General features: G+C 74.4%; 11 protein-coding genes. 6 read left to right on the forward strand and 5 right to left on the reverse strand.

Translation table 11 applies throughout. The features are described from left to right. The coding region (locus ABZS51_RS11415) for a transglycosylase SLT domain-containing protein (protein WP_355438780.1) at positions 1-917 on the forward strand (917 nt) is incomplete at its 5' end. Here the strand turns inward: ABZS51_RS11415 and ABZS51_RS11420 are convergent. Next, positions 901-2,409 (reverse strand): hypothetical protein, encoded by a 1,509-nt coding sequence (locus tag ABZS51_RS11420; RefSeq protein WP_355438781.1) that lies wholly within the window; start codon positions 2,407-2,409, stop codon positions 901-903. The genes ABZS51_RS11415 and ABZS51_RS11420 overlap by 17 nt on opposite strands. Positions 2,410-2,564: 155 nt before the next feature. On the opposite strand from ABZS51_RS11420, the gene ABZS51_RS11425 reads away from it, so the two are divergent. Both ABZS51_RS11425 and ABZS51_RS11430 read left to right on the forward strand, forming a co-directional pair. Further along, on the forward strand, positions 2,565-3,221 hold the full coding sequence (locus ABZS51_RS11425) for a response regulator transcription factor (protein WP_355438783.1): 657 nt from the start codon (positions 2,565-2,567) through the stop codon (positions 3,219-3,221). Next, positions 3,218-4,366 (forward strand): HAMP domain-containing sensor histidine kinase, encoded by a 1,149-nt coding sequence (locus ABZS51_RS11430; RefSeq protein ID WP_355438785.1) that lies wholly within the window; start codon positions 3,218-3,220, stop codon positions 4,364-4,366. Before ABZS51_RS11425 ends, ABZS51_RS11430 begins: the two co-directional genes overlap by 4 nt. 27 nt (positions 4,367-4,393) lie before the next feature. Here the strand turns inward: ABZS51_RS11430 and ABZS51_RS11435 are convergent, their stop codons facing one another. Next, positions 4,394-6,250 carry a propionyl-CoA synthetase gene (locus ABZS51_RS11435; RefSeq protein WP_355438787.1) on the reverse strand — a complete coding sequence of 619 codons (1,857 nt, stop codon included), beginning with the start codon at positions 6,248-6,250 and terminating at the stop codon, positions 4,394-4,396. 58 nt (positions 6,251-6,308) lie between these two features. Continuing rightward, positions 6,309-7,217 carry a cation diffusion facilitator family transporter gene (locus ABZS51_RS11440; protein ID WP_355438789.1) on the reverse strand — a complete coding sequence of 303 codons (909 nt, stop codon included), beginning with the start codon at positions 7,215-7,217 and terminating at the stop codon, positions 6,309-6,311. A gap of 101 nt (positions 7,218-7,318) precedes the next feature. Here ABZS51_RS11440 and ABZS51_RS11445 point away from each other — a divergent pair, with 101 nt between their 5' ends. From ABZS51_RS11445 to ABZS51_RS11455, 3 genes are all read left to right on the forward strand, one after another. Continuing rightward, positions 7,319-7,966 carry a hypothetical protein gene (locus ABZS51_RS11445; protein WP_355438791.1) on the forward strand — a complete coding sequence of 216 codons (648 nt, stop codon included), beginning with the start codon at positions 7,319-7,321 and terminating at the stop codon, positions 7,964-7,966. 216 nt (positions 7,967-8,182) lie between these two features. Next, positions 8,183-9,295, forward strand: coding sequence for a hypothetical protein (locus ABZS51_RS11450; RefSeq protein WP_355438793.1), 1,113 nt, complete (start codon positions 8,183-8,185; stop codon positions 9,293-9,295). Positions 9,296-9,413: 118 nt separating this feature from the next. Continuing rightward, positions 9,414-9,947 (forward strand): hypothetical protein, encoded by a 534-nt coding sequence (locus ABZS51_RS11455; RefSeq protein ID WP_310709990.1) that lies wholly within the window; start codon positions 9,414-9,416, stop codon positions 9,945-9,947. 13 nt (positions 9,948-9,960) lie between these two features. On the opposite strand, the gene ABZS51_RS11460 is transcribed toward ABZS51_RS11455, so the two are convergent. Together ABZS51_RS11460 and ABZS51_RS11465 are read right to left on the reverse strand one after the other, a co-directional pair. After that, positions 9,961-12,762, reverse strand: a complete 2,802-nt coding sequence (locus ABZS51_RS11460) for an FAD-binding and (Fe-S)-binding domain-containing protein (protein WP_355438795.1) — start codon at positions 12,760-12,762, stop codon at positions 9,961-9,963. A gap of 50 nt (positions 12,763-12,812) precedes the next feature. Continuing rightward, on the reverse strand, positions 12,813-13,673 hold the full coding sequence (locus ABZS51_RS11465) for a fumarylacetoacetate hydrolase family protein (protein WP_355438797.1): 861 nt from the start codon (positions 13,671-13,673) through the stop codon (positions 12,813-12,815). Positions 13,674-13,712: the final 39 nt, after the last annotated feature.

A 13,712-nucleotide genomic window follows, 5' to 3' on the forward strand; every position in this document is an offset into this window, starting at 1 on the left:
CGGGGGGCGCCGGGGGGCGGGCGGGGCGGGCGGCCCCCCCCCCCCCGGCCCAGAGCGCCACCCGGCAGGCTCCCCCGGGCGCCACCCCCGAGCCGGCGACGCCGGGCACCGGCCAGGAGCGGGGGGACGACCCGCCCGCCGCGGCGGGCGCCGACGTGCCCGCACCCGACGCGAGCATCCCCACCGACCCGGCCGAGCTGGCCGCCGCCCTGGAGAAGACCAGCACCGCCCTGTACGCCGCGATCGACCGCTGGACCCGCGCCGGCCAGGAGCGCCCGCCCCAGGACGTCGTGCTGCTCTCCCTGCACCAGCAGCGCGTCTACCGGGTGCTGGCCCGCGACGCGGCGCTGGCCCGGCGCACGGCCGAGCGGCTGCCGGCGCGGCTGGCCGCCGAGGCGCGCGACAACGCCAAGGCCGTCGGCAGCCTCCTGTCGCTGGCCCGCCCCATCAGCGCCGCCCGCCGCAAGCAGATGCGCCTGACCGAGCCGCTGCCCGCCGAGCGGCTGCGCGGCTACATGACGCGGGCCGAGAAGCGGTTCGGCGTCGAGTGGGAGGTGCTGGCGGCGGTCATGCTCGTGGAGACGAAGTTCGGCCGGGTCACCTCGTCCAGCTCGGCCGGGGCCCAGGGGCCGATGCAGTTCATGCCGGCCACGTGGGGGCAGTACGGGCTGGGCGGCGACGTGCACGACGCGCGCGACGCGGTGCTCGGCGCGGCCAACTACCTGAAGGCGTCGGGCGCTCCCGGCGACTACCGGCGCGCGCTGTTCGCCTACAACCACTCCGGCAACTACGTGGACGCGGTCCTCGCGCACGCCCGGCAGATGCGGCGCGATCCGCGCAGCTTCTACGCGTACTACAACTGGCAGGTGTTCGTGCTGTCCGCCAAGGGCGACGTCCGCCTCACCGGCCCCCGCTGAGCCGCCGTCTCCGCCTCGTCCGGAGGGTCCGGGCCGTCCGGGTCACCGCCAGCGCGGCGGCGACGCAGGCCACCGGGACGGCGGGCAGCACGTAGCGGTGGTCGAAGTCGAGCGCGGCCACCGGGGCGACCAGCAGGAACACCGCGAACGCCCAGGGCAGGACCGCCGGGCGGCGCTCCGCCTCTCCCCGACCGGCCTCTCCCCGACCGGCCTCTCCCCGACCGGCCGCACCGGGAGCGGTCCGCCTGAGGCGGCCCTCCCCCAGGCCGGCCGCCCCGAGGCCGCCCGCCAGCAGGACGACGCCGAAGACCGTGCCGTGCAGGAACCACGGATAGCGGTAGGCGGCCAGGACGGAGGCGTACGGCTCGACGGAGCTCATGCCGTGGATGTCCGTGTCGTACTCCCGGCGGACCTGGCCGACCAGCGGCTGCCGCTCCGGCAGCGGCCAGGAGCCGCGCGGGAAGGACGTCGTCGGGTTCATCCGCCGGGGATGGCGCACGGGCTCCCAGGTGAAGGCGAGCGCCGTGTCGCGGGCCACCTCCCGCAGGTAGTCGAGCGGCTGGGCGGCGATGGCGCGCAGCGCGAAGGAGCGGGCCAGGTCGTTGTGGGAGAACCGGTCGCCGGGCAGACGGTTCAGCGACGCGCCGGAGGCCCACACATACTCGGAGGCGGCGTCGGCCACGGTGCCGTTCGGGCAGAGCGCGGCTTCCTCCGGCGGCGGCTGGATCAGCGAGCAGTCGGCGAACGTCATCGTGCGGGCCCACAGCGCGACGCCGTCGGAGCCGCTGAGCGCGAACCGGCCGTGGTGCTGGGCGTACCAGCCGGCGTACGCGACCAGCGGCAGGGTCCCGGCGACGGCCGCCGCGGCGACCCGCCTCCAGCCCGCCCGCCGCAGGAGGAGGTGGAGGACGACGACGCCGAGCAGCGGGGCCGCGGCCGTGCGGGTGAGGCCGGCCAGGGCGATGAGCAGGCCGGCGAGGGCGGCGGCGCGCGTGGAGACCTCCTCGCGCCACATCACCACGAGCAGCGCCGCCACCAGCAGGAAGATCACCTGCAGGTCGGACAGGATCGCGTGCTCCAGCCGCAGGAACGACGGGTCGAACAGCACCGGGGCGGCGGCCAGGGTGGCGCCCCATCCGGGCACCGACCGGCGGCGCAGCAGCGCGTAGATCATCACGCCCACGCCGAGACCCATCGCGTGCTGCACGCCGGCGATCAGCTCCACGCTGTGGAAGGGCCGCAGCAGCCACAGGAACCACGAGTACCCGGCCGGATGGAAGGCGCCCTGCGGGCGCATGTGCACGGCCGTGTCCAGGTAGGTGAACGAGTCGTACCAGTACAGCTGCGCGGTGTCGTAGCCCAGCATGACGAGCACCCGGAGCGCGGCGGCCGGCATGAGGGCGAGGCAGAAGAGGAGATGTCCCTGGTGCCGCCCGCTGACGGGCGCTCCGGGCACGCGCGAGCGAAGGGACGCCGCGAACGCGGTCGCCATGGGTGTCCTCCCCGTGGACGGACCGGGCGGATCCGGCCATAGGGGAGGCAGTCCAGCGGGCGGGCGCTAACGTGAGGATCACCGAATTCGGTTATGCCCGCGTTACGCCCGTTGGGCGATACTTCCGGGGTTTTCGCGTCACATGGGGGCAACAGGTGCGTGTTCTGATCGCCGAGGACGAGCGGATGCTCGCCGACTCGATCGCGGAGGGGTTACGCGGGGAGGCGCTGGCGGTGGACGTCGCCTACGACGGTGACGCCGCGCTGGAGCGGCTGGGCGTGCACGACTACGACGTGCTCATCCTCGACCGGGACCTGCCGCTGGTGCACGGCGACGACGTGTGCTCGCGCGTGGTCCAGGAGGGCTGGCTGGTGCGGGTGCTCATGCTCACCGCCGCGGGCGACGTGCGCTCGCGCGTGGCCGGGCTGTCGCTGGGCGCCGACGACTACCTGACCAAGCCGTTCGCGTTCGAGGAGCTGGTGGCGCGGGTGCACGCGCTCGGCCGCCGCGCCAGGAAGGCCGACCCGCCGATGCTGGAGCGGGCCGGCGTGCGGCTGGACTGGGCGCACCGGCAGGTGTTCCGCGGGGGCCGGTACGTGCCGCTGGCGCGCAAGGAGTTCGGGGTGCTGGCCGAGCTGCTGCGCGCCGGGGGTGCCGTCGTCTCCGCCGAGGAGCTGCTGGAGAAGGTGTGGGACGAGAACATCGACCCGTTCACCAACACCGTCCGCACGACGATGATGAAGCTGCGCAAGAAGCTGGGCGAGCCCCAGGTCATCGAGACCGTGCCGGGAGCGGGGTACCGCATCCCATGAGCATGCGCCTGCGTTTCGCCCTGGCCTGCGCCGGGGTCACGGCCCTGCTGTCCGCGCTCGTGGTGACGGGCCTCTACCTGACCGTGCGGCAGAGCCTGGAGTACCGCAACGGCCTGATCACGCCCCGGTACATCAACGTGCAGGGCGGCCGGGGGTTCTACCGGTTCGACGACTACTACGAGGTGGCCCGTGACCGGGTCATGCAGGTCCGCTCCGTCTACGAGCGCGACACCCTGGCCAACGTACGCACGATCGGCGCGCTGGCCGCGCTCGCCGCCGCGGGCGCCGCGTTCGCCGGTGGCTGGCGGGCCGCCGGCTGGGTGCTGCGGCCGTTGACCGCGGTCACCGAGAACGCGCGCCGGGTCGCGCAGAACCACGACCTGACCGAGCGCATCGCGTACGAGGGCCCGCACGACGAGCTGAAGGAGCTGACCGACACCTACGACACCATGCTCGGCCGGCTGGCCCGCTCCTTCGACGGCCAGCGGCGCTTCGTCGCCAACGCCTCCCACGAGCTGCGCACCCCGCTGACCATCAACCGGACGCTGGTGGACGTGGCGGTGCGCCGCCCCGACGCCACCGACGACGTCAAGCGGCTCGGCGAGTCGCTGCTGCTCGTCAACGCCCGCCACGAGCGGCTCATCGACGGGCTGCTGGCGCTGGCCGAGGGCGAGCAGGCGGTGCTGGACCGGCGGCCGTTCGACCTGACGGACGTGGCCGAGCACGTGCTGGACCTGGCGGCCGACGAGGCGGCCGAGCGCGAGGTGACGATCCACCGGCTGCTCGACAGCGCGCCGACCACGGGTGAGGCGGTGCTGGTGGAGCGGCTGGTGCAGAATCTCGTGGAGAACGCCATCCGGCACAACCACCCCAAGGGCGAGGTGTGGGTGACGACGCGGCAGCGGGCCGAGCGGGTCGAGCTGGTGGTGGCCAACACGGGCCTGCAGGTGCCGTCGTACGAGATCGAGACGATCTTCGAGCCGTTCCGGCGGCTGCACGGCGACCGGCTGCGCTCGGACCGGGGCAGCGGCCTGGGGCTGTCGATCGTGCGGGTGATCTCGGAGGCGCACCGGGGCACGGTGGTGGCCCGGCCGCGCGACGAGGGCGGCCTGACCATCACGGTCGAGCTGCCGTCGGAGCCCTGACGGTTCCTTCCGGGGGCGGGGGCCCGGTCAGAGGGCGCCGGAGATCTCGTCCAGCGCGGCCGGGTCCTCGATCGTGGAGGGCGCGCGGTAGGGGCGCCCGGCCGCGATGTCGCGCATGGTGCCCCGCAGGATCTTGCCGGAGCGGGTCTTGGGCAGGCGGCCGACCACCACGGTCCTGCGGAAGGCGGCGACCGGGCCGATGCGCTCGCGCACCAGGGCGGCGACCTCTCGCTCGACGTCGGCCGGGTCCCGGTCGGCGCCCGCCTTGAGCACCACGAACCCGACCGGCAGCTCCCCCTTGAGGTCGTCGGCCACGCCGATCACCGCGCACTCGGCCACGTCCGGGTGGGAGGCGATGACCTCCTCCATCTGCCCGGTCGACAGGCGGTGGCCGGCGACGTTGATGACGTCGTCGATGCGCCCCATGACGAACAGGTAGCCGTCCTCGTCGACGTAGCCGCCGTCGCCGGTCAGGTAGTGGCCGGGGTAGCGGGACAGGTAGGACTCGGCGAAGCGGGCGTCGTCGTGGTAGAGGGTCGGCAGCGTGCCGGGCGGCAGCGGCAGGCGGAGGGTGACCGCGCCCTCCACGCCGGGCGGGCACTCCTCGCCGGCGGGGTCGAGGATGCGCACGTCGTAGCCGGGGACGGGCTTGGTCGGCGAGCCCGGCTTGACGGGCAGCAGGCCGAGGCCCGCGCAGTTGGCCGCGATGGGCCAGCCGGTCTCGGTCTGCCACCAGTGGTCGATGACGGGAACGCCCAGCAGGCCGGAGGCCCAGTGGTAGGTGTTCGGGTCGAGCCGCTCTCCGGCCAGGAAGAGATACCGCAGACTCGACAAATCCCATTTTTTGGCGAAATCCCCGGTGGGGTCTTCCTTCTTGATCGCCCGAATCGCGGTCGGCGCGGTGAACAGGGTCCGCACCCCGTGCGTGGCCACCACCCGCCAGAACGCGCCCGGGTCGGGCGTGCCGACCGGCTTGCCCTCGTAAAGCACGGTCGTGCAGCCCGCCAGCAGCGGCGCGTACACGATGTAGGAGTGCCCGACGACCCAGCCGACGTCGGAGGCGGCCCAGAACACCTCGCCGGGCGCGGCGCCGAACACGTTGCCCATGCTCCAGTGCAGCGCGACGGCATGGCCGCCGTTGTCGCGCACGACGCCCTTGGGGGCGCCGGTGGTGCCGGAGGTGTAGAGGACGTACAGCGGGTCGGTCGCGGCGACGCTCACGCAGCCGGCGGGCTCGGCGTCGCGCACGGTGGCGGCCCAGTCGAGGTCGCGGCCCTCGGTCAGGGTGGCGGGCTCCTGCGGACGCCGCAGGATCACGCAGTGGGCCGGCCGGTGCTCCGCCCGCTCCAGAGCGGCGTCGAGCAGCGGCTTGTACGCGACCACGCGGGACGGCTCGATGCCGCACGAGGCCGACAGCACCACGACCGGGCGGGCGTGGTCGATGCGGACGGCCAGCTCAGCGGCGGCGAACCCGCCGAACACCACGGAGTGGACGGCGCCGAGCCGCGCGCAGGCCAGCATCGCGATCACGGCCTCGGGCACCATCGGCATGTAGACGACCACGGTGTCGCCGGCGCCGACGCCGAGGTCGCGCAGCATCCCGGCGGTCCGCGCCACCTCGTCGAGCAGCTCGGCGTAGGTGTAGGCGCGCACGGCGCCGGTGACGGGGCTGTCGTGGATCAGCGCCGTGCGGTCGCCGTGGCCGGCCAGGACGTGCCGGTCCACGGCGTTGAAGCAGGTGTTGAGCCGCCCGTCGGGGAACCACCGGCCGTCGCGGAAGACGGTCGCGGGCGGCACGTCCCAGTCGACGCCCGCGGCGGCCTCCGCCCAGAAGCCCTCGGGGTCGTCGATGCTGCGCCGGTAGACGGCGTCGTAAGCGCTCACCCTTCGATCAGATCAGCGCGCGGACGCCCGGCGCAACCCCCGGCCGGGGCGCCGGCGGTCAGGAGGGGGCCGCCGGCTGCAGGTAGATCGTGGTGGCGAGCGGGACCCGGTCGCGGATGCGCCGCTCGGTGTCGGCCAGCGCCCGCGACGCCTCATTCACGCCCTGCTCGGCGGGCATGATCACGCGGGCGGCGACGAGCACGTCGTCGGGGCCGAGGTGCAGCGTCCGCAGCTCGGTGAACGACCGGATCGAGGGGTCGCTGTGCAGGACCTCCTCGATCGCGCCCAGTACCGCGGGCGAGGCGGCCTCACCGATGATCATGCTCTTGGTCTCCCGCGCCAGCGTGAACGACACGATGACCAGGAGCAGGCCGATCGCCACCGACCCCATGCCGTCGAACGCGGTGTTGCCGGTGACGAGCGACAGCGTCACGCCGGCGAGCGCGAACGCCAGCCCGGCCAGCGCGGCGGTGTCCTCCAGCAGCACCACGGGCAGCTCGGGGGCCTTGGCCTCCTTGACGAACCGGGCCCACGACCGCCCGGCGCGCACCTCGTTGGAGTGCCGTACGGCCGTGCGCAGGGACAGCCCCTCCATGACGATCGCCACCAGCAGGACGCCGATGGCCCAGGGCCAGCTCTCCAGCGGATGCGGGTTGACGATCTTCTCGTACCCCTCGTACAGGGCGAACAGACCGCCGCCGAAGAACAGCACCACGGACACCAGGAAGCCGTAGAAGTAACGAACGGCCCCGTAGCCGAACGGGTGCGCCCGGCTGGGCTTGTGCGCCGACTGCCTGCGGCCCAGCATCAGCAGCAACTGGTTGCCGGAGTCCGCGGTGGAGTGGATGCCCTCCGCCAGCATCGCCGACGAGCCCGTGAAGAAGAACGCCACGAACTTGGACACCGCTATCCCGACGTTCGCGGCCAGCGCCGCGAGTGTCGCCTCTTCTGATCCGTCCCTGCTCACGGTCGCCGCCTACCCTCCCGCGCGAGGATCTACCATGGCCCCGGTGCGAATCCGGGTCCGGCAGGTTCGATGACAGGTGCGATGACAGGGAAGGCGGCGTCATGGGTGCGGCGAGCCGGATCGAGCGGGCGAGGGAGCTCGACGAGGACGCCGTCTTCCGGGACGACGCCGGCGCCCTCGCCGAGGCGGACCGGGAGCTCGACGCGGTCGAGGCGGACCTCGCGCTGGCGCGCGGCCGGATCGCGCACGGCCGGTACCTGCGGGACCGTGAGGAGGGCCCTGAGGAGCTGCCGCTGTTCCGGCGGGCCGCCGAGCTGCGCCGCTCGCTCGGCGACGCGCGGGGCGAGGCCGAGGCGGTGTTCTGGCTCGGCACGTACCACCAGGTCGTACGGGGCGACCACGACGCGGCGGTGCCGCTGCTGGAGCGCTCGTACGAGCTGGCCGTGGCCGCCGGCGACGGGCTGACCGCGTCCTACGCGGCGCGTCACCTGGGCATCGCCGCGCATGTCGCGGGCCGCCTGGGCGTGGCGCGGGAGCGGCTGGAGGAGTCGACGCGGCTGCGCCGGGAGGCGGGGTTCCTGGCCGGCGTCGCCGCGAACCTCGTCGGCCTGGTCCATGTCGCCGTGGACGAGGGCCGGCTCGGGGACGCCGCGGCGCTGGCCGGCGAGGCGGCCGCGCTCGCCGAGGAGAGCGGCGCCCGGGCCGTGCTGCGCCAGGTGGAGGAGGCGCGTGCCCGCCTGTCCCCGTGAGGCCCTGACCGGGTCGAGGCAGCGGACGACGGTCCTCACGAGCCGGTCCTCACGAGCCGGACCTCACGAGCCGGTCCTCACGAGCCGGTCCGACATCACGACGACGCGCCGGCGTGGGCGCTCTGCCGCTTTCCGGCGGGTACGGCGTCACCCGTCCGGCGGCTCGGATGCGGGGCGGTGGCCACAGCGGGCCACGGGTCCGTCAGGATGAGTGCCGTGGCCACCAACGACGACGACACGCTGCCCCTCCAGCCGCCGGTCCGGCTGCCCTCCGAGACCGAGCTGGCCGCGGCCGTACGGACGACTCCCCTTGCGGCGGCGCTGCTGCGCGCGGCGGAGCCGGCGGACGGGACCGGTACCGGCGACGAGCCGCTTCCCGCCGGGGACCCGGAGACCGGGAAGCTGCTCGACGAGGCTGCCGGGGCCCGGGTGGCCGAGGTACTGCGGGAGGGCGACGACCGGCGGGTGCTCCAGACGTGGGCCGAGGTGTGCCGTGACGTCGTCACCCGCGAGGAGCAGGTGTTCCTGGTGCTGGTCCGCATGTTCATGCGGCGCGAGCGGCTGGCCGGCCCGCCCGGCGTCCTGGGCGCGCTGGGGCTGGTCCGGCGGCCCGGACAGGATGGGCAGCCCGCCGTGACCGGCAGGCGGGGACGCAGGGCGGAGAGCGGCCCGGCCGACGCGGAGCCGTACGTGCTGAGTCCCCTGGGGTCCTGGGCGGCGAGGGGCCTGATCAGCGAGGCGTCCGGGCAGGACATTCCCGTCATGGGAGCGTTCGCGGCGCGGGACGCCGCCGCGCTGCTGCTGGGCCTGCGCTCGTACCCGGAGCCGGAGCGGCTGGAGGAGCTCACCGGCTGGCTGGCCGGCAAGGACCGGGGTGAGGCGGCCGAGGAGGTGGGCGCCGCGCTCGCCACGGCCAGCCCGCTGAGCCGGGCCGTCGGGGTGGAGCTGCTGGCCACGGACTTCGGCGACGAGGGCAGGCGGGTGCTGGACCGGCTGATGGAGACGCCGCGGCTCGGCGCGGTGATCGCCGCGCGGCTCGGCCGCGACGAGCGTCCCTCGCCGCCGGAGGAGATCGCGTGGGCGCTGGTGGACATGGCGGCGACGCTGCTGGAGTTCGGCGGCGAGACGGACGAGGTGATCGCCTCGATCGCGATGGGGATGGACGCGGAGGAGCAGGCCGCGACCCTCGCGCTGTTCGCCCTGGGCGACCATCCGTGGACGGCCCAGGTGCTCCGGGTCTTCATCGACCACCACCCGGACGAGCGCGTCTCCGCCGCCGCCCGCAAGGCCCTCCGCCGCCTGCACGGCCTGGCCTCCGTCCGCGGCTAGGCGCCGTACGGCCCGCGGCCAGGCGCCGTACCGACCGCGGCCGGGCGCGGTACCGCCCACCGCTGGACGTCGTACGGCGGGCGCGGACCGGGGCGGGCCGCGGGTAGAGTCGGCGGCGATGACGAAGCACACGATCACTCCCCCCGCCGCCGCCATCCTGGGTGAGGCCCACGTCTGCGACTGCGGCGAGCAGCTGCCCACCCGCATGAGCGCCGAGGTGCACGCCGCCGAGACCGGGCAGTGCACCGTCTGCCTGGGGTCCGCGGAGGAGCAGGTGGCGCCGGGGTTCGCGCCGGGCCTGACGCGGGGCTGCACGTCGTGCGCCGCCACCGGCCGGCGGCGCGAGCAGGTCATCTGGCAGCTCGCCCACACCGAGGCCGAGCAGCTCATCACGATGAGCGTCGTCCGGGACGTCGTGGCGGGCTTCGACGGGCCGTTCCACCTGTCGGAGGTCGCCGACGCGGTCCGCGCCGGCCTGGGTGTCCAGGCGGGCCGCCTCCCGGTGGGGCCGAGGGTGCGCGACCTGCTGCTGGCTCTCCAGGCCGACGGTGAGATCACCATGCTGTCGGCCCCCGACGAGCTGCTGGCCGGCACCGACGTGGTCCTCTACCGCGACCCCCGGTGGCAGCGCGCCCGCACCCTCGGAATGTGACCGGGCGGCTGCGTCATGCCGTGACCTGGTCGAGAAGCTCGATGAGGTGGTGGTAGGGCTTCCCGGTGGCGCGGGTCAGACCCAGCTCACAGGTGCGGTTGACGGAGGCGTGGGCGGTGAAGTCGCCGCTCGTGACCGAGGCGGCCTCGGCCCGGGTGGCGGAGGCGGTCAGCTCCGGGTGGAGCAGGCCGCGGTCGCCGGCGAAGGCGCAGCACTGCCAGCCGTTGGGGACGACGACCTGCTCGGCGACCGCCTCGGCGACACGGCGGATGGCCCCGTCGAGGCCGAGCCGGGTCGAGGAGCAGGTGGGGTGCAGGGCGAGCGAGGCCAGGCGGCGGCCCTCGGGCAGGCCCGGCAGCACATGGTCCGCCACGAACTTCACCGCGTCGAGCACCTGGACGGCGGGCGAGGCCGTGGCGGCGAGCCGTTCGAAGCCCTCGGTGCAGGAGGCGGCGTCGCTGACGACCGGGATGCCTCCCCCGCCGGTGGCCGCCGCGAGCGAGTCGCGGACGCGGCGGGCCATCACGTCGTGGCCTCGGGTGAAGCCCTTGGACGACCACGGGGTGCCGCAGCACAGGCTCGCTATGTCCGTGGGCACGTGCAGCCGCACGCCCGCCCGCTCCGCGAGCCTGAGCAGCGCGGCCATGACGCCCGGCCCGCCGTCCGCCGGGGCGAACAGGGTGTTCAGGCAGGACGGCACGTAGACCGCGTCGGCGCCGGCGGCGGGTGCGGCCCTGCGCCGGGTTCCGCCCTTGGGCAGGTCGCGGCTCCACTGGGGGACGGCGTCGGCCCCGGCGACCGCGCGGGCGGCCCGTGCGGTGCCCTCGACGAGCCCGGCCGGCGCGGCCCCGGCCACGTCCATCGCCAGGTCGAGGGTGCGTGTCACGGCGCCCCAGTGGTCGGCGGCGGCCTTCCAGCCCGCCTGCGCGGCGCGGCCGTGCCGCTCGCCGCGCAGCCGCTTGGTGAGGTCTCCGGTGTTGATGAGGACGGGGCAGGCCGTGGCGCACATGCCGTCCACGGCACAGGTGTCGACGGCGTCGTAGCCGTACTCCTCCTCCAGCTCCCGCGCGAGGGCGTGGTCCCCGCGGGCGTGGGCGGCGGCGAGCTCGCGGCGCAGCACGATGCGCTGGCGCGGGGTGGTGGTGAGGTCGCGGCTGGGGCAGACGGGCTCGCAGTAGCCGCACTCGACACACCGGTCGACCTCGGGCTCGACGGTGACGACGGTCTTGAGGTCGCGCAGGTGGGCCCGTGGGTCGTCGGTGAGGACGACGCCGGGGTTGAGCGTGCCGCCGGGGTCGCAGAGCCGTTTGACCTCGCGCATCACGTCGTACAGCTCGTCGCCGTACTGGCGGCGGACGAACGGCGCCATGACGCGGCCGGTGCCGTGCTCGGCCTTGAGCGTGCCGCCGCGGTCGAGGACGGCGGCGACCATGTCCTCGGTGAAGTCGGCGTAGCGCTCCAGGTCCGCGCCGAAGCGCTCGTTGAGCATGAAGTGCAGGTTGCCGTCCTTGGCGTGGCCGAAGATGACGCTGCGCTCGTAGTGGTGCTTGGCGAACAGCTCGGTCAGGTCGTCGCAGAGGTCGGCCAGGGCCGGCACGGGGACGGCGACGTCCTCCAGCAGGGCGGTCGTGCCGCTGGGGCGGGCCCCGGCGACGGAGGCGTACAGCCCCTTGCGGATGTGCCACAGCGCGGCGCGGCCGCCGGTGTCCCTGCTCAGCCGTGCCGGGGCGGCGAGCTCCAGCTCGGCGAACGCCTGCCCGGCCGCGCGCTCGTGCTCGGCCAGCAGGTCGGCGTCCGGCTCCTGCCACTCCACGAGCAGCGCCGCGTGCCGGTCCACGGTCAGCGCGCGCAGGACGTCGTCGGCCCGCGGGTCGGTCTGCGCCACCCGCAGGGACTCGGCGTCCAGCAGCTCGACGGCGGCGGGGCCGGCGGCGACGAGCCGCGGCAGCGCCGCCGTCGCGGCGCGCAGCGTGGGCAGGATGAGCAGGCCGGTGGCGGCCTGGCGGTGCGCCGGGACGGTGCGCAGGACCGCTTCGGCGACGAAGGCGAGCGTGCCCTCGCTGCCGATGACCAGGTGGGCGAGGATCTGCGCGGGCGAGGTGTGGTCGAGGAAGCTGTTGAGCCCGTACCCCATGGTGTTCTTCAACGAGAACTGCCCGGTGATGCGGCGCACCGAGCCGGCGTCGCCGCGGACGCGGTCGCGCAGCCGTTCCAGGCCCTCGGCCAGCTCGGGTTCGAGGGCCCGCAGCCGGGCGTCGGCGTCGGGGGCGGCGGTGTCGACGACGGTGCCGCTGGGCAGCACCAGCACCATCGACTCCAGGGTCTGGTACGTGTTGGCGTGCGTGCCGCAGGTCATGCCGCTGGAGTTGTTGGCGACGACGCCGCCGATCGTGCACGCCGACTCGCTGGCCGGGTCGGGGCCCAGCTTGCGGCCGTACGGGGCGAGCCGGGCGTTGACCTGGCGCAGCACGGCGCCCGGCTGCACCCGCACGCGGGCGCCGCCGTCGAGCACCTCGATGTCGCGGAAGTGCCGCCGGGTGTCGACCAGCAGGTGCTCGCTGACCCCCTGCCCGCTGAGGCTGGTGCCGCCGGAGCGGAACGTCAGGGGCAGGCCCGTGCGCATCAGCGCGGCCACCTGCCCCGCGTTCTCGGGCACCAGGACGGCCTGCGGGGTGAGCAGGTAGTGGGAGGCGTCGTGGGCCATGCCCAGCCGGTCGCTCGCGCGTGACCGGGTGATCGCCGGCACGGCGTTCTCCACGGCCGCCAGGACGGCGGGGTCGGGGGCGCGCAGCCGCCGCGGTTCGGGGTCGGTCACAGTCGTGCTCATTTCCAGGGGTGGTTCTCGTCGCCGTGTCGACCGGGGTCCTATCTCGGGCCCACGACGTTCTGGCGCTGGCTGCCGAGCCCGTCGACGCCCAGCTCCATCACGTCGCCCGGCCGCAGCCAGACCTGCGGCCTGAAGCCCATGCCGACGCCCGGCGGGGTGCCGGTGTTGATGAGGTCGCCGGGCTCCAGCACCATGAACTGGCTCAGGTGATGGACGATGACGTACGGATCGAAGATCATCGTCTTGGTGGTGCCGGTCTGCCGCCGGACCCCGTTGACGTCCAGCCACATGCCGAGGTTCCTGACGTCGGCGATCTCGTCCGGGGTGACGAGCCAGGGGCCGGCCGGGTTGAAGGTCTCGGCGGACTTGCCCTTGGACCACTGGCCGCCGCGCTCCATCTGGAAGGCCCGCTCGCTGACGTCGTTGACGACGCAGTACCCGGCGATGGCGGCCGCGGCCTCCTCCACCGAGTCCAGGTACGAGGTGCGCCTGCCGATCACGATGCCCAGCTCGACCTCCCAGTCGGGCTTGGTGGACCCGCGCGGGATGCGCACGTCGTCGTACGGGCCGACGAGCGTGTTGGGCGACTTGGTGAACAGGATCGGCTCGTCCGGCACGGCCTGGCCGGTCTCGGCGGCGTGGTCGCTGTAGTTGAGGCCGATGCAGAGGATCTGGTGCGGGCGGGCGATGGGCGGGCCCACCCGCTCGCCGGCGAACTCACGGGTGTGACCCGCGGCGATCCGCTCGGCCACCGGCCCGGCCAGCAGGGCGGTGCCGCCCGCGCCGAAGAACTTCTCGTCGAAGTCGGGCGTGAGGTCGGAGACGTCGACGTAGCGGGCGTCGTCCACGCGGACGACGGGCTTCTCGGCGCCGGGCGCGCCGATGCGCATGAGGTACAAGGTGATCTCTCCGTGGGTTCAGGATCGGGACGACGGCGT

Source organism: Nonomuraea sp. NPDC005501 (genome assembly GCF_040605905.1).
Taxonomy (GTDB): Bacteria; Actinomycetota; Actinomycetes; order Streptosporangiales; family Streptosporangiaceae; genus Nonomuraea.